Below are 15,905 nucleotides of genomic sequence, written 5' to 3'. Positions count from 1 at the left end.
CGTCGCCGACTTCGATCGGCTCGGCGCAGGATCCGGCACAGCGGTCGGGGTGCTTGGCGTGGAAGGTCATCACGACTCGACCTCCGCGAGACGGGATGCCTCGAGTACGAGCGGCGCCGCGGTCTCCGTGCCGCCGCTGAGGCGCTCACGCACCCGCTGCTCGGCGAGGCGCTTGCTCCGGGCCTCGACCTTGGCGGTGACGGTGATCCCGTCGCCGGAAAGCAGCGAGACCGTGAACGTGCGGACGCGGCCGGGGATACCGAGCGCGTCGCACAGGCGGTCGTAGTCGGCGCAGAGCCCGAGTCGGTCGGCCATGCGACCGGCGTCCTCGAACAGCCACGCGATCCGGGGATCCTCGGGGGAGATGCCGCCGGCGGGGATCTCGCCGATCATCCGTGGGACCGGGCGCACGCGGTCCGTCGGGATCCGGAACACCATGCCGTCCCCGGGAGGGGCGGGGCGCACGTTGAGGTAGCCGGATGCGATCGAGCGTGTGCTCGTGATGACTAGCTCCTCGCCGACGACATAGCCGGCGCCGCCACCGCCGGACGCGTAGTGCCCGTAACCGTCGCGTGTGACGACGACCGTGTCGCCCTTCTTGTAGTCGTTCACGGCTTCACCTCCTCGACGGGGATGCCGCACCACGTCGCACCGTCGACGTCGAAGTTCTCCGGCAGCTCAGGACCCCAGACGGTCGCTGCTCGCTCGGCCTGCGCTGCCGTGAGCTGGATCACGCCGCGGCTCGTGACCTCCACGGCCTCGCCGAGGATCTCCTCGAGCACAGCGACGTGAATTCGCTCGGTCTCGGACAGCTCGACGTGATGGCAGGGGCACGTGCAGGGCGTCGCCTCGTCGCGCAGGATGTCCCACGCGTCCCCGATGCACGCGGCGTGCTTTCCATCGCGGCAGTCGGCCCCCAGGACCACACCACCAGCAGCATCAGCCGCGAGAGTGAACGCTCCGAGGACGTGCCCGAGGAACGTCTCGCCCGTGGGCCCGTCGACCTGTTCGGCGCTCATCGCGACGAGCCCTTCTCCTCGACGCCGGACCAGTCCGCACGCCGCAGCGGGTTTGTTGTCTTTCACGATTCCTCCTGTTCCGCCCGGAGCAGTGCGCGCACTCGCGCCTGGTACACCGGATCCGCTTTCATCCGCCCGCGCCACCACGCGAGCAGCACCTTCTCTTGCACGATCCGGCGACCCCTGTCGTCGAACCGCATCGGCATCCCCTGCCGCCGCCACCGGCGCACCGTGTCCTTCGACCGGCGCACCCGCCGCGCTGCTTCCCTGTACGTCAGCCACATCACGCACCACGCGCCTCCGAGTCGTACTGCTCGCCGCATACCCGGCACTCGACGACGAGCACCGCGCGACCCAGCGCGTCTGACAACCACTCGCCAGCGACGGCACGCTCTCCGCACGCCTCGCATGTGCGGCGCCGTGACGGGCGCTCGACGGGTGCGAGCATGTACTGCACCCGCAGCCGGCGGATCATCCCGAACAGGTGATCCTCGGCGTCGTTCATCGGCAGTCCGGAGATCTGCTCAGAGCGCTCTGTGAGCCATCTGACGACCGCGAACGCGAGCACCCGGGCCTGGTAGCCGGTGACCGCCGCTGAGAGCCCTACGGCCGCGCCAGAGCGCCGCCAGGTGACCGCGTCGGTGACGGTCTCGCCCAGACGCTCGGCGACCTCGACCGTGTACTCGATGACCGCGGCCCACAGGTCATCCGTCGTGTCGACCAGGTCGACGTTGAAGGGCAGCCGCGCTGGTCCGCCGCCCCCGCTGACTCGCTCCGACAGGCGAGCGGCCTTGATCCCGCTCGAGTCGGCGCGGAGCACCTCGAGGATGCCGGGGAGCTGGTCGAGATGCCACTCGAACCGGCGCACCCAGCGCGACACCTCGAGGTCGACGATCACAGCGTCACCGCCGACGTGTCTCCCTGGACCGCGGCGCGTGCGAACTCGACGAGGTGGATGATGACCGACACGAGGTCGCCGCGCTCTACGACGCCCTGCAGCAGCGCGGACGCCGACGCGTGCTCGTTGTTCGCGACCATCACGACCGCGCGGTGCGCATCCGCGTCGGCACGGCACGTGAGCCCCGGAGGGACCGCGTACAGCGCGCCCTCGGGGAGCGGCAGTGCCGATACCATCCACGACGCCGCGATCGCCGTCAGCGAGATCGCGAAGTTCAGCGCGTCCTCCTGCGTCCGGACATTCATCTCAGACCACTCGGTGATCGCCTCCGGGCCCTCGAGCTGCAGGCACGCGACGATCATCCCCACACGATCGGCGTCCATCCCCGAGCTCATGGCGAGTCCTCAGCGAATCGAGATCCGACGCGGTCGAGGAGGTCGTGCGCTGCGGGCTCGATCGGTCGGCCGGCGTGGTCGATCGCCGCGGCGTCCGCCTCGTCGGCGGCGGCGATGATCTCCTCGGCGAACTCCCGTGCCTCGGCGGTCGTGAGAGCCTCGCGGGCACCCATGAAGTCCACGTCGACGCCGAACTCGTCGTTCATCTCGGCGGCCGCGAGGTTGAGCGTGACTTCGCGCTGCACGGTCATCGCGCGCCCCCTCGCCCGTCGAGGACGTTCTGCTCGCGGCGCTTCTGCCGCACCTCCTGCACCTCACCAACGACGGCGAGGATGCACAGCGCGACGATCGTCAGCACCACGGCCACGACCAGCACGACGAGCGCCCACATCATCACTTCTCCCGGGTTCATGCCCGTACCCCTTCCAGTCCGACCTGGACAGGCAGCTCGCGCGCCCAGGCATCCCACTGCGCCCCGTAGACGGCACGCATCATCACCACGGCGTCAGCGGGTGAGATCACCCGGACGCCGCCTTTCGTCCCCAGCACGGCCCAGACGCCGCGAGAGAGGTAGAACACCGGCACGACGTGCGCGGTCACCCATGCGCGGATCTTCCAGCCGTAGACGAGCGCCTGCGTCTGCTTTCCGTGCTCGTACTCGCCGTTGCAGACCATGCACGCCGTGAGGAGCCCCGCGCGGCCCACACGGAACGACGTACCGCCCTGCCCGACCCGCGCCCGGTGCTGCATCGTCAGATCGACGTCGGACCCGCATGACGCGCACCGTGACCCATCGCGGTGCTTCACCGCGGCGCGGTCGGATGCCGTGACGTCAGCCATCGATCGGCCTTTCGAACGTCAGCCGTACGGTGCCCGGGCCGAGGATTGATCCGTCCCACACGGGCACGGGCTCAATCACCTCAAGGTCGACGATGTGAGACCCGACCGGCGCCTGACCGATAGCAGCGATCAGCGATCGCGGATCCGCACCGCAGTCCACACTGATGACTTCCTTCTTCGTGACGCCCATCACCGGCTCCGTCCTGCACCCGCGAGCGAGTACGTGATCTCGACCTGACGGCCGATCGACTGCACGCGGGTCGTGTAGCCCGCGAGGAGGTTCCCGACGCGACGCGCGTACTCGAACGCGGCGACCGCGACGTCGTACTCGTCCTGCAGCTCGGCCGTGTCCACCACGATGTGCGCGGTCTGCAACGTCGGAACCTTCCGGGCATGCGCGATCCGGGCTTTCGCCTTCGCACGCGCGAGCTTCGTCGCGGTCCGCCGCTTGAGGGTCTCCGCGTTCATGATGACGAGCACCATCCGCGCCGCGTGCGCCGAGATCAGCTCGAGCTCGGCGATAACCCAGTCCGGACCGCGCACCACGCCGTCGTCGAGATTCGACTCCGCGATCCGGCGCGCATCCTCGGCGTACGCCTCGATCGAATCGAAGTCGACCTGGTCGCCGTTCGGCCACACCACCGGAGTGAGCTCATCGTCCATCGGACACCTCCGGCTCGAATCGCCCGATCTCCACGACGTCGACGAGATCCCCCGGTGCACGCTCGATCACGATCTCCGCGCCGCCGGCCGTCCGCACGCACACCCGCACGACCTGGACGTGCTCGACCCACAGGACCGTCGGCGCGGCGTTCGCGAGGCGGATCCCGTCACCGGGCATCACTTCGGTCGCGGGAACAGGTCCGGGCACTGCGCCCTTCTCGGCACGCCAGTCGACGCCGAGGATCGCACCGTGCTGAGTGCGCACCAGGGGAACGCTCATCGGACGGACCTCCCTCGACGAGTGAGCAGCACGGCGCCGCCGATCGACAGGACCGCCGAGACGACCAGACCGCCGATCAGGAACCAGAGATCGCCGCCCGTCGCCGCCAGGAGGTCGACAGCCCGCTCGATACCCTCGGGCACCCGACGGACGATGGCCTCGGAGATCGGCACCGAGTGCTCCGGCGGGCACGCGTACCCCTCGCACTCGCTCGCGACGGCGAGCACCTGGACCAGGGTCATGACAGGCCCAGCGCTTCCGCGATCTGCGGGCTGACCTGCAGTGTGTAGTCGTCCTTCGGCTGCGCGACGATGTGACGGAAATGCGCCACATCGTCAGGTGCGACGCGGAACTGTCCCAGCGTGATGAGGTTCGCGATGCGCTGCTGCTCGACGAGCGCGAGCGTCGCATGCACCTGTGCCTCGCGGAGGACGATGCGCACTTCGGCATCGCCCGTGGCCTCGGTTGCCGTTGACGCGACCGTCGCGAGCATCGCGCGCGCGGCGTCTGCATGGGAGGTCTGCTTGCTCATGACTCCTGCTCCTCTCCGGTGGCGATCTCCGCCTCGATCTCGTCCTCGCACGGGCCGCAGATGCCGCCCTCCTCGCCCGCGCGCGGCTGACCGCACTGCGAGCACACATGCCCGTCCTCGGTCTCCGCCGCGGCATCCGTCGTCTCGGGATCCGCGACGGGCTCCTCGTCGACGAGCTCGGCGTCCACGACGTCGGGCTGTGCCGGATCGGCTGCCGCGGCAGCCTCCTCCTCGGCGGCGCGCGCACGGTCGGCGAGCGTCGGGATGCCGCGACGGCGACGAGGAGCGGCGGCACCCTCGGTGTCTCCCTCGCCGATCTCGACGTCCTGTGACTGCATCTCCTCGTCGGTGTAGAGACCCGAGAGGTCCTGCGGGAACGCCTTCCGGAATGCGAGAGCCTCCGCGCACTTCGCGAGCTGCCCAGGACCGCGCTGCTCCCACATCGCTGTGAGCGAGCCATTGCGCTTCGTCTGCGCGTACTCGTCCCACGTCGCGATCCCGACCATTGGCCGGTCCCAGTCGTGGCGGTAGACCTTCACGCGGGCCGCGAGCGGGTGATCGCCGTGCAGCTCCTTGATGAACGCCTGAACCCACCCGTGATCCTTCGTGAGCCACTCCGGCTCGTCCTGGCCGGCGTACACCTTCGAGCGCTCCGCGATCACCCGGAAGCCGTCGATGCCGGTCTGCACCGACCACTCGAGCCCATCGGACCCGAAGCGGCCGATGCAGTAGATCTGGCGGGCGAGCGGGTCGAGACCCGTGCGCTCGCAGATGTGCATGAACTTCGCGATCACCGGACGCGGCGCGAGGACCTTCTGCCCCTTGTTCTCGCCGTACTGGTGGATGAACACGAGCCCCGCAGCCTCGACGACCGCGGCCTCCTCGTCAGTCCACTCGGTGCGATCGGTGCTCGTCGGCATCAGCGCGGCGGTCACAGGACGTCCTCCGTGAGCGCGTCCATCTGCCGCTCATACCAGGCCGGCACGGGCAGATCCTGGATTGGACCGCCGTCCTCGTCGTCGCCAGGCCAGCGGTCGTGCTCCATGCACCATGCGAACAGGTCGATCGCGGCGCGTGCCTTCGCTTCGCCGCCGACAGCCCACGCGGGGTCTGCGAGGCGCACGACGCGCACCTCGTACGGCGGTTCCTTCTCCACGAAGATGAAGTGCATCGGCGGCAGCTCCTCGCCCGTGACGAGCTGGTACACGTACCGGTAGACCCACGCCTGCACGTCATATCCGAAGTCGATCACCGTGTTCGTGACCTTCCGCGGCCGCACGTCGGTCGTCGACTTCACGTCGAGTCCGACGTCGGAGAGGCGGTCGAACCGGCACCGGAGCTGCACGCCCGTCACAGGGTCCTGCGCGAACAGCGACACCTCGGAAAGGCCCGGGCGCTCGAGCAGCGACTTCGCCTTCGCGTTCGACAAGACCGCGTCAGCGGCACGCGTGATCCGGTAGAACACCGGCGGCTTGAGCGGCACCTTCCCCTCGGCGCGGGCCTTGTCGACCCACGCTTTCGCGTCCTTCGTGCGGACCCCACCGTCAGCCGACAACAGGTCGCGGGGGATCTGCACGATAGGAGCACCGACGCCGAGCACGCGCTCGTGGATCGCGTGCCCCTCGTCGAACGCGGGCTTCGGGGCCCGCTCCTCCTCCCGCGACAGCAGGAAGTGCTTCGGCGAGCGGAGAAGATGCTTCATCCCGGACGTGGAGAGCGCATGGTGCGCGTGGTACTCCTCCTCGTCAAGCCCCTCGATGAGCTGACCGGAGATCACCTCCGGAGGCTCCATCCGGGCGAGGGCGCTCATCGGATCTCTCCGAGCACGTTGCGGAACGTCGCGCGGCCGAGCACGACGCGCTCACGCGGCGTGCCCTCGTCGACGACGATGCGCGGACGTGACGCGAGGACCATCGGGGCGAGGAACGCGAATAGCTCGCGCGCCCCACCCCGCCGACGGTCCGCGATGCGGCGACGCTCGGTGTTCAAGGCCGGGTCGCGGTCAGCGAGGAGGCGCGGGTGCAGGGTCGCGCCGGGAAGGTACTGGACGCCCATCAGGCCGTCACCCCGCTTCCGACGATCTCGTCGACGTGCACGAGGTAGCCGAACGCGCCGACCTTCCCGTACACGACCTCGTTGTCCGTGGGCAGGCCGTTCATGCCCGAGCGGATCGAGTAGTCGATCACCGCGGGGTTCCCGTCCGAGAACATCCACGACTTGCCGGTGAGGTGGTCCCACCAGTCCTCGACGACGAAGTCGACAGGACCGTCGGCGGATCCCTCGACCTGAGGGTGACCGCCACCACGGAACTCGACCTGCACCGTCTGACCGGCCTGCGGGTGCTGCGCTTCGTGCTCCATCAGTCCACCTCCGGGAGGTCGAGCTGCTCGACGCCCGTGCGCTGCTTCATGGCGGCGTCGCGGAGCTTCGAAGCGGCGGTGATCGCAGCGGGGTCGTGCAGCGGCTCGATCGAGATCGCCTTCACCACTGGGTACGTCTCGCCCGCGAGGGTCTTCGTCACGACCTCGTCGAGCGTGTACGTCACGATCGCGACGATCGGCTGCGGATTCCCGACGGACTCGATGAGGTCCTGCTCGAGCCCGAAGAACCCGTTGCGCTCCTCCTTGGGCACTCCGCGGGCGAAGCTGGTCGGCTTGATGTCCATGTTCATTTCCCCATTCCCGCGAGCTGCTGCTCGCTGTCGATCGGCCACGCGACCTTCGCGTGAGCCGAGATCTGCTTCGCGGTGTACGGCGCCTCGAGGCCGGCGGCGTGTGCCCCAGCCCGTGCGAGTGCCACGCCATCCGCGACGTTGTGGTCCGGCACGTGCGCTTCGGGCACGAGCAGCCGGACGGAGTTCAGGACGAGGCCCTTGCGGACCGTCGACGTCGTGCCGCGCGGGATCGAATCGCTGTGCGCGAGGACCTGCCGCGTGTTCGGCGTGAGGAGAACCACAGGACCCCGTGCGCAGAGCTGGTCGACGAGCATCCAGCGGAGGCCGGCGCGCTCGTCGGCGAGCGGCGTGTATTTCGCGCCCATCGCGGGTCCCTCGACGACCGAGAGCGTGAGCCGCGGCGGCACGAACGCGAGGATTTCGGCGAGCATCTTTCGGATCCGCCGGCGGCTGGTCTCCGCGTTCTCGACCTCCGCGGGCGACGTGCGGCCGCGCCAGGTCTCCCACAGCGGCGTCGTGTCCGGCTCCCACTGCACGAGCGCACAGCCCGACACGGTCAGCGACGGGTCGACGCCGAGCACGGCGCTCACGAGACGACCATCCCGACGGCGAGGAGCACCGCGGCGCCCACGCCCGAGAGGAGAGCGACGAGCGCCCATCCGCGCAGCAGCGGCGACGGCGCGAGCTCGGGGAGACGCACAGGGCCGCTGACCTGATCGGCGCGCATCAGAAGAGCCCTCCGGCGGCGCGTCGAGCGGCCGCCTCGTCGCGCTGGGCATCCTTCGCGAGGGAGAGCAGGAAGTCGAGACCCCAGCTTTCGCGAGCGACGACGCCGTGCGCTTGGACGTACTCCGGGTACTCGTTCGAGAGCTTGTCGCGGTTCTCCGGGTCGGATGCCGAGATCAGATTCAGCAGCCGTGTGACGAAGTGCCCGGGCTCCTGACCGTACGAGCGGTCGCCGAACCACCACAGCGTGTGACGGACGACCTCGGGCGAGAGTGCGATCTGCGCCTTCTTCACGGCGACCGTGTCGACGTTGTTCCCCATGTTCCCCATCCCTTCGTTCATGCGCCTACGTGCCTTTCCCACGGCCAGATCTGGTGTTCGCCGCGGGAGACCTGCGGCGGCCACTCGCGGGACTCGCGATCGCCTCGCCACCGCACGAGCTGGAAGCGCCCGCGGCCCTCCCGGTGCCGCCGGAGACCGAGGCCGAACTCCGGCCAGCCGAGAAGCGCCGAAGAGCCACGCGGCCGCAGGTCCCGCTCGCCGCCGGCTGACGTTGAGTGGCCGGCGTGAGCCTCGATGAGCATCGCGACGCCCCGCTCCCGCAGGGAGTCGAGCGCAGCGAGCAGCGGCGCCGCGTCATCGTCGTCCTTGATCGCCCGCGGCGTCAGCCGGTACAGCGGACCGATGAGCAGCAGCTCGGGCTTCGCCTCGTCGATCAGCCGGTGGACGTAGCCGAGCGTCTCAGCGCGCGTGAGATCCATACGCGGCGTGCACTCGAGCTGCAGCATGTCCTGCGGGTCGACCATCCCGTACTGGTGCGCCTTCTGCGCCATGTACCGCACCGCACGCCGCCACTGCCGCTGCGAGTTCTCAGCGTCGACGACGAGCGTGCGCACCGGCCGCGTGTGGTGATGCTCGAACGGGTGCAGACCAGCCGCCGAGCACACAGCGATCTGGCGCAGCAGGGTCGACTTGCCGCCGCCCTCGGAGCCCGTGAGCATGAGCCGGTCGCGACGCTCGAGGAGGCCGTGCACGACCCAGTCGGGCTCGTCCTCCTGCTCGGGTACGGAGAGAAGCTCGCGCAACGTGATCAGGTTGCTCCTGCGGCTCGATCCGCGCTCACGCAGCGCCTGCAGCTCGGCGATCGCGCGGGAGATCTCATCGACGACGTCGCCGGACTGAGAGTCCATGATGCGGCCGCCGAGGTTCCGCAGCCCTCGTGTCAGCGCGGCGTTGTGGATCATGCGGGCGTAGTAGCCGGCGTTCGCTGCTGTCGGTACGGAGGAGCTCCACGCGCTCAGGTGAGCGAAGTCGATCCCGCGGACGTCCCACGCGGCGAGGTGATCGCCGACCGTGACGATATCGACGGGCGTGTGCTCGGCGACGAGTCGCACGATCCCCTCGAGGATCGCACCGAGGCGAGAGTCCGCGAAGTCGTCGGGGGAGCACTCAGCGACGACGTCGGGAAGGACAGCGGGGCGCATCATCAGCGCGCCGATGACGTACTGCTCGGGGTTCAGCGGTTCCATGCTGCCCACTCCTCTCCGGGCTCGTAGTCGTCGGAGGTGGGGCCCGCAGGACCGGGGCCGACAGGTCGGATCCGCGGCGGCAGCTCCTCGTCGTCCCAACGCCCGTCGTTGAGCCACGAAGCGGGATGCGGGATGAACTGCTTGTCGGGCAGGTTCGGATCGCGGGAGAACCGGATCGCGCCGGCCACGATGACGGCAGGGTCGGTTTCCTTCGCAGCGGAGAGGAACGCTTTCAGCGCTCGAGGCTTGGCGACCTTCCGCGGATACGCAATCCAGAACTGGCCGAATTGATCGTTAAGTACGTCACTACGTATAAGAGAGGAGTCCTCGTCGGGTTTGACACCGAATCGCGTCGGATCTGACACCTCATCTGTACGATTCGGTTCCAGATTGAAACCGGACGTATCCACCCACGGCACGAGGATCTGGAAGGCGTTCGCGTGCTTTTTCGTCCCCGGGGTGTGATCGAGCAACCCACGCTCGCGGAGCTTGGCGATCATGCGGATCAACGTCGACCGCGACACCCGAACCTTGACAGCAAGGACCGCATAGGTCATGTCGCCCTCGTCGTCGATGTAGCGGCAGCGCCCGCGGTCGTCGGCGACGTCAGCGAGCGCCAGGAGCAGCACGAGTTCGTTACCCGTGACGCCCTTCGCCTCCTGGCCGTGCCAGACCCACGACGAGACCTTGACGCTCACGACCGTCCCCGCATCCGCAGCGTGGCCCAGATGCAAACGCCGAGCGTGATCGTGCCGATGATCAGCACGGCGTCGGCCTTCATCCGGGCGATGACGAGCACGACGCACAGGAGCGTGAGCATCGCGCTCGAGAACTGGACGACCGACAGAGCCGATCCCATCGGAGTGGTCGGAGCATCCGTCCCCACGGTGCCCCGACCCTCCGCGCCCTGCTCCCCAGCAGAGGGCGTACCGGTTCCCCATTCCCCGGTGGTCATGATGACGCGCCAACAGCCGTCGCCACAGCGACCCGTCGGTCAGATTCGCGCAGCTCCTGCTCGGAGGGAAAGAACCTCTCCACAGGCACGCGCATGTCGATGGCGAGAGCCAGGATCTCATCCGCCTTGAACGACGTCCGGCCGGCGTAGCGCTCGACGAGCTGCGTTCGAGAGATGCCGATCGTCAGCGCGATGCGCTCCTGCGTGTAGCCCTTTTCGGCGGCGACACCGCGCACCTTGGCCGGGATGCCAACTCCTGGTTTCGTCATGTCGGCAAGTGTGTGCGAGATTCCGCAACAACGCAAGCCACGTCTACGGTGTGTTGCCGACTATCCGACACTCCGTAACGGTTTTCCTTGCCAAAGTGACCGGAAACTCATACACTCATGCCATGAGTATGCAGAGCAACGTCATCCCGTTCACCGACGACGCCCGACTCCTTCGTCAGGCTCGCGGCGCGTTCGTCAAGTCGTTGATCGACCAGGAAGAGCGTTCCGCGCGCTTCGTGGCCGTCCGTATCGGGCTCTCCGCCTCGTCGATGGGGGAGCGCCTCAAGGGCAAGTCGCCGTTCCTCGCCGACGAGCTCGAGAACATCGCACGCGTGCTGCGCCTCGACCCTGTCGCGTTCTACGCGCAGTACATCGCCGTGACGACGCAGAACAGCCCGGCCTCCGAGGAGACCGGGCTGGATGTTGTGCCCCCGACAGGAGTCGAACCTGCGACCTTCGGTACCGGAAACCGGCGCTCTATCCACTGAGCTACGGAGGCGTACCGAACGACGATATCACTGCTGAGGGGTGGTCTCCGACCCGGCCTCCGTCACGGGCGCGTCGCCCAGCTGAGCGAGCGCATCGGCGACCTTCTGCGCCAGGTAGCGGTGCCCGTCGGTGGAAGGATGCTTGCGTCCGATCTCGACGTCGATGACCGAGAGGTAGTTCTGGTCGGTGATCCAGTTCTCGGTCACGGGGGAGATGTACCACCAGCCGCGTGCGGCGGCGAGCTCCGACAGATCGGCGTCGATGCGCGCGGTCGCGTCGCCGACGGGGAGTTCGTGCGGGGCGGGGCCGAGGATAACGATCGTCGCTTCCGGGTACTTGGCGGCCATGGCATCCCACGCGGCGTTCACGGCCTCCCGGTAGCCCGCGACGCCCTGGGCGCGGTCGTTGATCGATCCCTGCACGATGACGAGGTCGGGGGTGAGCGCGGGGTCGAGGGCCGCGATGCGCTCTCCGAAGGTCGGGCCGTCGAGGCCGGGCTTGAGGTAGCCGCTGCCCCTCACGCCGTTCACGATCGTCTGGCCGTCGAGAAGCCCTGCGAGCACGTAGGCGTATCCCTCGGTCGGCACGGTCGCGGCCGATCCGTACGTCCAGGAGTCGCCGAACACGAGGACCGTCGGATGCTCGGGCAGGGCGAGCGGCGCCGGGGCGATCGCGACCGCGTCGTCGCCTGCTGCGGCAGCGCCGATCGGGTCTGTCGCGGGGGTGCCGATCCAGGGGCGCCACACGCCGAGGACGACCGCCGCGAGCGCGAGGAGCACGGCGATCACGACGCCTGCGAGAGGCAGACGGCGGCGGGTGGCGGCGGGAAGCATGGCATGACTGTAGATCACGTTCGGCCCTGCGCAAATTCCGCATCGCGACGCGCCGTAAACTGGGCAGTCTATGAATCCTGAAACGCTCGCCCAAGCCCTCCTCGCCGTCCTCGCCCCGATCGCCGAGGAACGACGTCCGGGCGAGCCTCTCGCGCTCGCCGCATCGGACATCGTGTTCGAGCGTCCGCGCAACCGCGAGCACGGCGACTGGGCGTCGAACATCGCGATGCGCCTCGCGAAGCAGCTCGGCACGAACCCCCGCGAGCTCGCGCAGCAGATCGCCGACGGTCTCGCGCAGGTCGACGGCGTCGACACCGCCGAGGTCGCGGGACCGGGCTTCATCAACATCCGCCTGGATGCCGCCGCCGCTGGCGCTCTCGCGAAGGTCATCGTCGATGCAGGCGAGGCCTACGGCTCGAACGACTCGCAGGCCGGCCAGACCGTCAACATCGAGTTCGTGAGCGCCAATCCGACGGGACCGCTGCACATCGGCCACACCCGGTGGGCGGCGCTCGGCGATGCGATCGCGCGCGTGCTGGCCGCATCCGGCGCGACCGTGGCCCGCGAGTACTACATCAACGACGCCGGTGTGCAGATGGAGCGCTTCGCGCACTCCGTGCTCGCTGCTGCGAAGGGCGAGCCGACGCCCGAGGGCGGCTACGCCGGCAGCTACATCGGCGACCTCGCGACGCGCGTGCTGGCGGCACGCCCTGATCTGCTGAACCTCCCGGACGAGGAGCAGCTGCTGGTGACGCGCGAGCTCGCCTACGAGTTCCAGCTCGCCGAGCAGAAGGAATCGCTGGCGAAGTTCAACGTCGAGTTCGACGTCTGGTTCTCGGAGCGCGTGCTGCACGCGAAGGACGAGAACGGCGTGAGCCTCGTGGACCAGGCCGTCGACCGGCTGCGCGAGCAGGGGCACGTGTTCGACCAGGACGGCGCCGTCTGGGTGCGCACGACCGACTTCGGCGACGACAAGGACCGCGTGATCCGCCGCTCGAACGGCGAGTACACGTACTTCGCCGCCGACGCCGCGTACTACCTCAACAAGGGCGACCGCGGCTTCGAGTACAAGCTCTACCTGCTCGGCGCGGACCACCACGGGTACGTGCACCGTCTCAAGGCCATCGCGGGCGCCGCGGGCGAGGACCCGGAGAAGAACGTCGAGGTGCTGATCGGTCAGCTCGTCTCGGTCGGCGGGGCGCGTCTCAGTAAGCGTGCCGGCAACATCATCGAGATGGACGACCTGCGCGAGTGGCTCGGCACGGATGCGCTGCGGTACTCGCTCGAGCGCTCTCCCGCGGACTCGCCGCTGGCGCTCGACCCCGAACTGCTCCAGAAGCCCTCGAACGACAACCCGGTCCACTACGTGCAGTACGCCCACGCGCGCACGCACAACGTGGCCCGCAACGCCGCCGACTCCGGCGTCGACCGCTCGGAATTCGCTCCGGAGACGCTGACGCACGAGACCGAGGCGGCGCTGCTCGGCGCCCTGCAGGAGTTCCCGCGCGTCGTCGCGTTCGCCGCGGAGGTGCGCGAGCCGCACCGTGTCGCCCGCTACCTGGAGGAGCTCGCGGGTCTGTACCACCGCTGGTACGACAACTGCCGGGTGATCCCGCTGGGCGACGAGCCCGTGCAGAGCGTGCACAGCACACGTCTGTGGCTCAACGACGCCACCGGTCAGGTGCTTCGCAACGGCCTGCACCTGCTGGGTGTGTCCGCGCCCGAGCGCAAGTAGTCGCGTTATCCGATCGGTCCGATATCCAGACCGATACGACAGGATGTCAATATGAGCGACGACAACCACACGCTTCCGTACCCCGCCGCCGACACCGAGCACTCGACGCTCGTGATCCCCGGCGAGCAGGACGGAGTGGATGCCGCCGCGCCCACGCGTCGTCGCAAGCGGTGGCCCTGGGTGCTCCTCATCGTCGTGGTAGTGCTCGCGCTGCTCGTGGTGGCGGCGGAGGCCGTCGCGCGCTCGGTGCTGCCCGGTGTGGTCCGCTCGATCGTGATCGATCAGCTCGACCTGCCCGCCGACCAGCAGCTCGACGTCGAGGCCGAGGGCATCCTGATCCCGCAGCTGATCGGCGGGCGCCTCGACAGCCTGCACCTCGCGACGGACTCGGTCACTCTCGAGGGCATCACGGGGGCGGTCGATGTGACCGCGACGGGCGTCCCGCTGCAGGGCGGAGACCTTGGGGGAGCCGAGGGGACCATCCGCATCGACGAGTCCCAGTTCACGGACATCCTCGCGAAGACGGACCTCCCGATCGACGCCGTCGCGCTCGACGCCCCCAACGCGACCGTCGCGGGTTCCGTCGCCGTGCTCGGCATCCCGATCCCGATCTCCCTGACCGTGACCCCGGGCGTCGCCGAGGGAGACCTCGAACTCACCCCGGTCGCGCTGATGGTGGGTGGACTCGAGATCGGTGCCGACCAGGTCGGTTCGTCGCTCGGTTCCCTGGGGGCGCAGCTCACCGACACCCAGCGCATCTGCATCAAGGACCAGCTTCCCGCCGGGATCCTCATCACCGGAGTGACGATCGACGGCAGCGAGGCGGTCATCGACGTGGACGTCGACGGGGCGATCGCGACCGATGCGAGCCTGCTCGAGAAGGGCGTCTGCGCACAGGGCTGAGCGAGCGCTCCGCTCAGGCGTCGTCGACCGGGGTCTTGAGCCCGGCGTCCGTCTGAGCCTTGCGCAGCGCCGCAGTGGCCAGAGCGACCTCCTCCTCGGCGCGCTGCACACGGCGCTGCTCGAAGGTGGTCGCACCGAAACGGGCGTGCACCCGATCGGCGCGCTCCTGCTCGGACGTCACGATGAACGCGCAGGCGATCAGGATCACCTGCGTCGACAGCTGCAGCCAGATGAGCAGCGCCAGGAGCGAGGCGAAGGAGGCCAATAGCGGGTTGCTCGTCGCGCCCCCGACGAACAGGCTCGACAGCTCCTGCAGCACGAGCAGGCCGACCCCGCCGATCAGCGCACCCGTCCACAGCGAGCGCCCCGAGGCGCGGGCGCCCGAGAGCACCCGGAAGATGGCGGCGACCAGCGCCGTATCGAGCACCAGCACGACCAGCAGCGAGACGATGCGGATGCCCCAGGTGGCGGCGGGGGAGTCCTCGGAGAAGCCGAACAGCCCGCTGAGCCAGGAGACGCCGAGGCGTCCGATGAACGTCACCGCGGCCGCCGCGACGAAAGCCGCGCCGATCCCGATCGCGAGGGCGAGGTTCCGGAGCATGACCCAGATGAACAGGATGTCGTCCTGCGCGGTCCCCGCGATCACGCGGACGGCCGTCCGCAGCGATCCGATCGCCGCGAGTGCGGAACCCGCGAGCGCCACAGCACCCACGATCCCAGCGATCGAGAGCGACAGCGGGGCGCGCAGGTCGTCGGGATCGATGACCCCGCCCTCGCCGATGAGCCCGGGCACGACCGACTGCACCGCGTCGATGATCGCGCGCCAGGCGTCGGGGTTGCCGGCGAGCCAGAGGGCCGCGATCGAGAAGCCGAGCAGCACGCCCGCGAACACGCTGAACAAGGCACGGTAGGTGACGCTGTCGGCGAGCATCGCGCCTCGTCGCTCCGAGTACAGCAGGAACGCGCGCACGGCACGGCGTTGCAAAGCCCAGCGGATCGCCGCCGCGGACAGGCGCGGGATGAGGCCGGGCCGGGTGGGCTCCTCGAAGGTCTTCTCACTGCTCGTCACGCCCCCACCCTACGAGTCGGAGCGCGCGGGCGCAGGGGGTTGACGCGGGGTGTCACCATGACGGATGCGGCATGGGCGGTGCCCTAGAATCGGGTC

At 69.0% G+C, this 15,905-nt stretch carries 29 protein-coding genes and 1 tRNA gene; 2 read left to right on the top strand and 28 right to left on the bottom strand.

The genetic code is table 11. The features are described 5' to 3' along the window. Window positions 1–69: 69 nt before the first annotated feature. The 27 genes from MRBLMX7_RS03060 to MRBLMX7_RS02930 all read right to left on the bottom strand — a co-directional run bounded on the left by MRBLMX7_RS03060 (window position 70) and on the right by MRBLMX7_RS02930 (window position 12,102). Window positions 70–612, bottom strand: coding sequence for a hypothetical protein (locus MRBLMX7_RS03060; RefSeq protein WP_363366141.1), 543 nt, complete (start codon window positions 610–612; stop codon window positions 70–72). Then, the gene (locus MRBLMX7_RS03055) at window positions 609–1,019 is read right to left on the bottom strand and encodes a hypothetical protein (RefSeq protein WP_363366140.1); all 411 of its coding nucleotides are present in this window, start codon (window positions 1,017–1,019) and stop codon (window positions 609–611) included. The genes MRBLMX7_RS03060 and MRBLMX7_RS03055 overlap by 4 nt, the downstream gene beginning before the upstream one ends. A 62-nt stretch (window positions 1,020–1,081) precedes the next feature. After that, on the bottom strand, window positions 1,082–1,219 hold the full coding sequence (locus MRBLMX7_RS03050) for a hypothetical protein (protein ID WP_363366139.1): 138 nt from the start codon (window positions 1,217–1,219) through the stop codon (window positions 1,082–1,084). Window positions 1,220–1,302: 83 nt separating this feature from the next. Then, window positions 1,303–1,917, bottom strand: coding sequence for a hypothetical protein (locus MRBLMX7_RS03045; RefSeq protein WP_363366138.1), 615 nt, complete (start codon window positions 1,915–1,917; stop codon window positions 1,303–1,305). After that, window positions 1,914–2,312, bottom strand: coding sequence for a hypothetical protein (locus MRBLMX7_RS03040; protein ID WP_363366137.1), 399 nt, complete (start codon window positions 2,310–2,312; stop codon window positions 1,914–1,916). Before MRBLMX7_RS03040 ends, MRBLMX7_RS03045 begins: the two co-directional genes overlap by 4 nt. Continuing rightward, window positions 2,309–2,563, bottom strand: a complete 255-nt coding sequence (locus tag MRBLMX7_RS03035) for a hypothetical protein (protein WP_363366136.1) — start codon at window positions 2,561–2,563, stop codon at window positions 2,309–2,311. The genes MRBLMX7_RS03040 and MRBLMX7_RS03035 overlap by 4 nt, the downstream gene beginning before the upstream one ends. After that, entirely contained in the window at window positions 2,560–2,724 is a 165-nt protein-coding gene (locus tag MRBLMX7_RS03030) for a hypothetical protein (protein ID WP_363366135.1), read from the bottom strand. The genes MRBLMX7_RS03035 and MRBLMX7_RS03030 overlap by 4 nt, the downstream gene beginning before the upstream one ends. Beyond that, on the bottom strand, window positions 2,721–3,152 hold the full coding sequence (locus MRBLMX7_RS03025) for a hypothetical protein (RefSeq protein WP_363366134.1): 432 nt from the start codon (window positions 3,150–3,152) through the stop codon (window positions 2,721–2,723). Before MRBLMX7_RS03025 ends, MRBLMX7_RS03030 begins: the two co-directional genes overlap by 4 nt. Further along, on the bottom strand, window positions 3,145–3,342 hold the full coding sequence (locus MRBLMX7_RS03020) for a hypothetical protein (RefSeq protein ID WP_363366133.1): 198 nt from the start codon (window positions 3,340–3,342) through the stop codon (window positions 3,145–3,147). Before MRBLMX7_RS03020 ends, MRBLMX7_RS03025 begins: the two co-directional genes overlap by 8 nt. Further along, complete coding sequence (locus MRBLMX7_RS03015) at window positions 3,342–3,815, bottom strand: hypothetical protein (protein ID WP_363366132.1); 474 nt, start codon at window positions 3,813–3,815, stop codon at window positions 3,342–3,344. Before MRBLMX7_RS03015 ends, MRBLMX7_RS03020 begins: the two co-directional genes overlap by 1 nt. Continuing rightward, entirely contained in the window at window positions 3,805–4,095 is a 291-nt protein-coding gene (locus tag MRBLMX7_RS03010; RefSeq protein ID WP_363366131.1) for a hypothetical protein, read from the bottom strand. The genes MRBLMX7_RS03015 and MRBLMX7_RS03010 overlap by 11 nt, the downstream gene beginning before the upstream one ends. Further along, on the bottom strand, window positions 4,092–4,337 hold the full coding sequence (locus MRBLMX7_RS03005; RefSeq protein WP_363366130.1) for a hypothetical protein: 246 nt from the start codon (window positions 4,335–4,337) through the stop codon (window positions 4,092–4,094). The genes MRBLMX7_RS03010 and MRBLMX7_RS03005 overlap by 4 nt, the downstream gene beginning before the upstream one ends. Beyond that, window positions 4,334–4,627, bottom strand: a complete 294-nt coding sequence (locus tag MRBLMX7_RS03000; protein ID WP_363366129.1) for a hypothetical protein — start codon at window positions 4,625–4,627, stop codon at window positions 4,334–4,336. The genes MRBLMX7_RS03005 and MRBLMX7_RS03000 overlap by 4 nt, the downstream gene beginning before the upstream one ends. Further along, the gene (bet, locus tag MRBLMX7_RS02995) at window positions 4,624–5,562 is read right to left on the bottom strand and encodes a phage recombination protein Bet (RefSeq protein WP_363366128.1); all 939 of its coding nucleotides are present in this window, start codon (window positions 5,560–5,562) and stop codon (window positions 4,624–4,626) included. Before bet ends, MRBLMX7_RS03000 begins: the two co-directional genes overlap by 4 nt. After that, on the bottom strand, window positions 5,559–6,437 hold the full coding sequence (locus MRBLMX7_RS02990) for a PD-(D/E)XK nuclease-like domain-containing protein (RefSeq protein WP_363366127.1): 879 nt from the start codon (window positions 6,435–6,437) through the stop codon (window positions 5,559–5,561). Before MRBLMX7_RS02990 ends, bet begins: the two co-directional genes overlap by 4 nt. Beyond that, the gene (locus MRBLMX7_RS02985; protein ID WP_363366126.1) at window positions 6,434–6,682 is read right to left on the bottom strand and encodes a hypothetical protein; all 249 of its coding nucleotides are present in this window, start codon (window positions 6,680–6,682) and stop codon (window positions 6,434–6,436) included. The genes MRBLMX7_RS02990 and MRBLMX7_RS02985 overlap by 4 nt, the downstream gene beginning before the upstream one ends. Further along, entirely contained in the window at window positions 6,682–6,987 is a 306-nt protein-coding gene (locus tag MRBLMX7_RS02980; RefSeq protein WP_363366125.1) for a hypothetical protein, read from the bottom strand. The genes MRBLMX7_RS02985 and MRBLMX7_RS02980 overlap by 1 nt, the downstream gene beginning before the upstream one ends. Further along, entirely contained in the window at window positions 6,987–7,298 is a 312-nt protein-coding gene (locus MRBLMX7_RS02975) for a hypothetical protein (RefSeq protein ID WP_363366124.1), read from the bottom strand. The genes MRBLMX7_RS02980 and MRBLMX7_RS02975 overlap by 1 nt, the downstream gene beginning before the upstream one ends. Continuing rightward, window positions 7,295–7,891 carry a hypothetical protein gene (locus MRBLMX7_RS02970; protein WP_363366123.1) on the bottom strand — a complete coding sequence of 199 codons (597 nt, stop codon included), beginning with the start codon at window positions 7,889–7,891 and terminating at the stop codon, window positions 7,295–7,297. The genes MRBLMX7_RS02975 and MRBLMX7_RS02970 overlap by 4 nt, the downstream gene beginning before the upstream one ends. Beyond that, the gene (locus tag MRBLMX7_RS02965; RefSeq protein WP_363366122.1) at window positions 7,888–8,028 is read right to left on the bottom strand and encodes a hypothetical protein; all 141 of its coding nucleotides are present in this window, start codon (window positions 8,026–8,028) and stop codon (window positions 7,888–7,890) included. The genes MRBLMX7_RS02970 and MRBLMX7_RS02965 overlap by 4 nt, the downstream gene beginning before the upstream one ends. Further along, complete coding sequence (locus MRBLMX7_RS02960) at window positions 8,028–8,348, bottom strand: hypothetical protein (RefSeq protein WP_363366121.1); 321 nt, start codon at window positions 8,346–8,348, stop codon at window positions 8,028–8,030. The genes MRBLMX7_RS02965 and MRBLMX7_RS02960 overlap by 1 nt, the downstream gene beginning before the upstream one ends. Before the next feature lie 17 nt (window positions 8,349–8,365). Beyond that, window positions 8,366–9,556, bottom strand: a complete 1,191-nt coding sequence (locus tag MRBLMX7_RS02955) for an AAA family ATPase (RefSeq protein ID WP_363366120.1) — start codon at window positions 9,554–9,556, stop codon at window positions 8,366–8,368. Further along, window positions 9,544–10,254, bottom strand: coding sequence for a helix-turn-helix domain-containing protein (locus MRBLMX7_RS02950; protein ID WP_363366119.1), 711 nt, complete (start codon window positions 10,252–10,254; stop codon window positions 9,544–9,546). The genes MRBLMX7_RS02955 and MRBLMX7_RS02950 overlap by 13 nt, the downstream gene beginning before the upstream one ends. Next, complete coding sequence (locus MRBLMX7_RS02945; protein ID WP_363366118.1) at window positions 10,251–10,511, bottom strand: hypothetical protein; 261 nt, start codon at window positions 10,509–10,511, stop codon at window positions 10,251–10,253. The genes MRBLMX7_RS02950 and MRBLMX7_RS02945 overlap by 4 nt, the downstream gene beginning before the upstream one ends. Next, window positions 10,508–10,780, bottom strand: coding sequence for a helix-turn-helix domain-containing protein (locus tag MRBLMX7_RS02940; RefSeq protein ID WP_363366117.1), 273 nt, complete (start codon window positions 10,778–10,780; stop codon window positions 10,508–10,510). Before MRBLMX7_RS02940 ends, MRBLMX7_RS02945 begins: the two co-directional genes overlap by 4 nt. A gap of 426 nt (window positions 10,781–11,206) precedes the next feature. Beyond that, window positions 11,207–11,279: transfer RNA gene (locus tag MRBLMX7_RS02935), tRNA-Arg, on the bottom strand. Between the two features lie 16 nt (window positions 11,280–11,295). Beyond that, on the bottom strand, window positions 11,296–12,102 hold the full coding sequence (locus MRBLMX7_RS02930; protein ID WP_363366116.1) for an SGNH/GDSL hydrolase family protein: 807 nt from the start codon (window positions 12,100–12,102) through the stop codon (window positions 11,296–11,298). Window positions 12,103–12,172: 70 nt separating this feature from the next. Here MRBLMX7_RS02930 and argS point away from each other — a divergent pair, with 70 nt between their 5' ends. After that, entirely contained in the window at window positions 12,173–13,837 is a 1,665-nt protein-coding gene (argS, locus tag MRBLMX7_RS02925) for an arginine--tRNA ligase (protein ID WP_363366115.1), read from the top strand. Window positions 13,838–13,888: 51 nt separating this feature from the next. After that, window positions 13,889–14,740 carry a DUF2993 domain-containing protein gene (locus MRBLMX7_RS02920; RefSeq protein WP_363366114.1) on the top strand — a complete coding sequence of 284 codons (852 nt, stop codon included), beginning with the start codon at window positions 13,889–13,891 and terminating at the stop codon, window positions 14,738–14,740. A gap of 13 nt (window positions 14,741–14,753) precedes the next feature. Here MRBLMX7_RS02920 and MRBLMX7_RS02915 read toward each other — a convergent pair whose 3' ends face one another. Continuing rightward, window positions 14,754–15,809 carry a YihY/virulence factor BrkB family protein gene (locus MRBLMX7_RS02915; protein ID WP_363366113.1) on the bottom strand — a complete coding sequence of 352 codons (1,056 nt, stop codon included), beginning with the start codon at window positions 15,807–15,809 and terminating at the stop codon, window positions 14,754–14,756. Window positions 15,810–15,905 lie beyond the last annotated feature (96 nt).

The sequence above is a fragment of the Microbacterium sp. LMX7-1.2 genome (genome assembly GCF_040675935.1).
In the GTDB taxonomy this organism is placed as follows: Bacteria; Actinomycetota; Actinomycetes; order Actinomycetales; family Microbacteriaceae; genus Microbacterium.
This window is presented reverse-complemented; position numbering and strand designations above follow the sequence as displayed.

Bases quoted from the DNA above. Each gene is read 5' to 3' on its own strand.
- MRBLMX7_RS03055 (WP_363366140.1), bottom strand. From the start codon at position 1,019: ATGAGCGCCGAACAGGTCGACGGGCCCACGGGCGAGACGTTCCTCGGG.
- MRBLMX7_RS03050 (WP_363366139.1), bottom strand. From the start codon at position 1,219: ATGCGGTTCGACGACAGGGGTCGCCGGATCGTGCAAGAGAAGGTGCTG.
- MRBLMX7_RS03040 (WP_363366137.1), bottom strand. From the start codon at position 2,312: ATGAGCTCGGGGATGGACGCCGATCGTGTGGGGATGATCGTCGCGTGC.
- MRBLMX7_RS03035 (WP_363366136.1), bottom strand. From the start codon at position 2,563: ATGACCGTGCAGCGCGAAGTCACGCTCAACCTCGCGGCCGCCGAGATG.
- MRBLMX7_RS03030 (WP_363366135.1), bottom strand. From the start codon at position 2,724: ATGAACCCGGGAGAAGTGATGATGTGGGCGCTCGTCGTGCTGGTCGTG.
- MRBLMX7_RS03025 (WP_363366134.1), bottom strand. From the start codon at position 3,152: ATGGCTGACGTCACGGCATCCGACCGCGCCGCGGTGAAGCACCGCGAT.
- MRBLMX7_RS03020 (WP_363366133.1), bottom strand. From the start codon at position 3,342: ATGGGCGTCACGAAGAAGGAAGTCATCAGTGTGGACTGCGGTGCGGAT.
- MRBLMX7_RS03015 (WP_363366132.1), bottom strand. From the start codon at position 3,815: ATGGACGATGAGCTCACTCCGGTGGTGTGGCCGAACGGCGACCAGGTC.
- MRBLMX7_RS03010 (WP_363366131.1), bottom strand. From the start codon at position 4,095: ATGAGCGTTCCCCTGGTGCGCACTCAGCACGGTGCGATCCTCGGCGTC.
- MRBLMX7_RS03005 (WP_363366130.1), bottom strand. From the start codon at position 4,337: ATGACCCTGGTCCAGGTGCTCGCCGTCGCGAGCGAGTGCGAGGGGTAC.
- MRBLMX7_RS03000 (WP_363366129.1), bottom strand. From the start codon at position 4,627: ATGAGCAAGCAGACCTCCCATGCAGACGCCGCGCGCGCGATGCTCGCG.
- MRBLMX7_RS02990 (WP_363366127.1), bottom strand. From the start codon at position 6,437: ATGAGCGCCCTCGCCCGGATGGAGCCTCCGGAGGTGATCTCCGGTCAG.
- MRBLMX7_RS02985 (WP_363366126.1), bottom strand. From the start codon at position 6,682: ATGGGCGTCCAGTACCTTCCCGGCGCGACCCTGCACCCGCGCCTCCTC.
- MRBLMX7_RS02980 (WP_363366125.1), bottom strand. From the start codon at position 6,987: ATGGAGCACGAAGCGCAGCACCCGCAGGCCGGTCAGACGGTGCAGGTC.
- MRBLMX7_RS02975 (WP_363366124.1), bottom strand. From the start codon at position 7,298: ATGAACATGGACATCAAGCCGACCAGCTTCGCCCGCGGAGTGCCCAAG.
- MRBLMX7_RS02965 (WP_363366122.1), bottom strand. From the start codon at position 8,028: ATGCGCGCCGATCAGGTCAGCGGCCCTGTGCGTCTCCCCGAGCTCGCG.
- MRBLMX7_RS02960 (WP_363366121.1), bottom strand. From the start codon at position 8,348: ATGGGGAACAACGTCGACACGGTCGCCGTGAAGAAGGCGCAGATCGCA.
- MRBLMX7_RS02955 (WP_363366120.1), bottom strand. From the start codon at position 9,556: ATGGAACCGCTGAACCCCGAGCAGTACGTCATCGGCGCGCTGATGATG.
- MRBLMX7_RS02945 (WP_363366118.1), bottom strand. From the start codon at position 10,511: ATGACCACCGGGGAATGGGGAACCGGTACGCCCTCTGCTGGGGAGCAG.
- MRBLMX7_RS02940 (WP_363366117.1), bottom strand. From the start codon at position 10,780: ATGACGAAACCAGGAGTTGGCATCCCGGCCAAGGTGCGCGGTGTCGCC.
- MRBLMX7_RS02930 (WP_363366116.1), bottom strand. From the start codon at position 12,102: ATGCTTCCCGCCGCCACCCGCCGCCGTCTGCCTCTCGCAGGCGTCGTG.
- argS (WP_363366115.1), top strand. From the start codon at position 12,173: ATGAATCCTGAAACGCTCGCCCAAGCCCTCCTCGCCGTCCTCGCCCCG.
- MRBLMX7_RS02920 (WP_363366114.1), top strand. From the start codon at position 13,889: ATGAGCGACGACAACCACACGCTTCCGTACCCCGCCGCCGACACCGAG.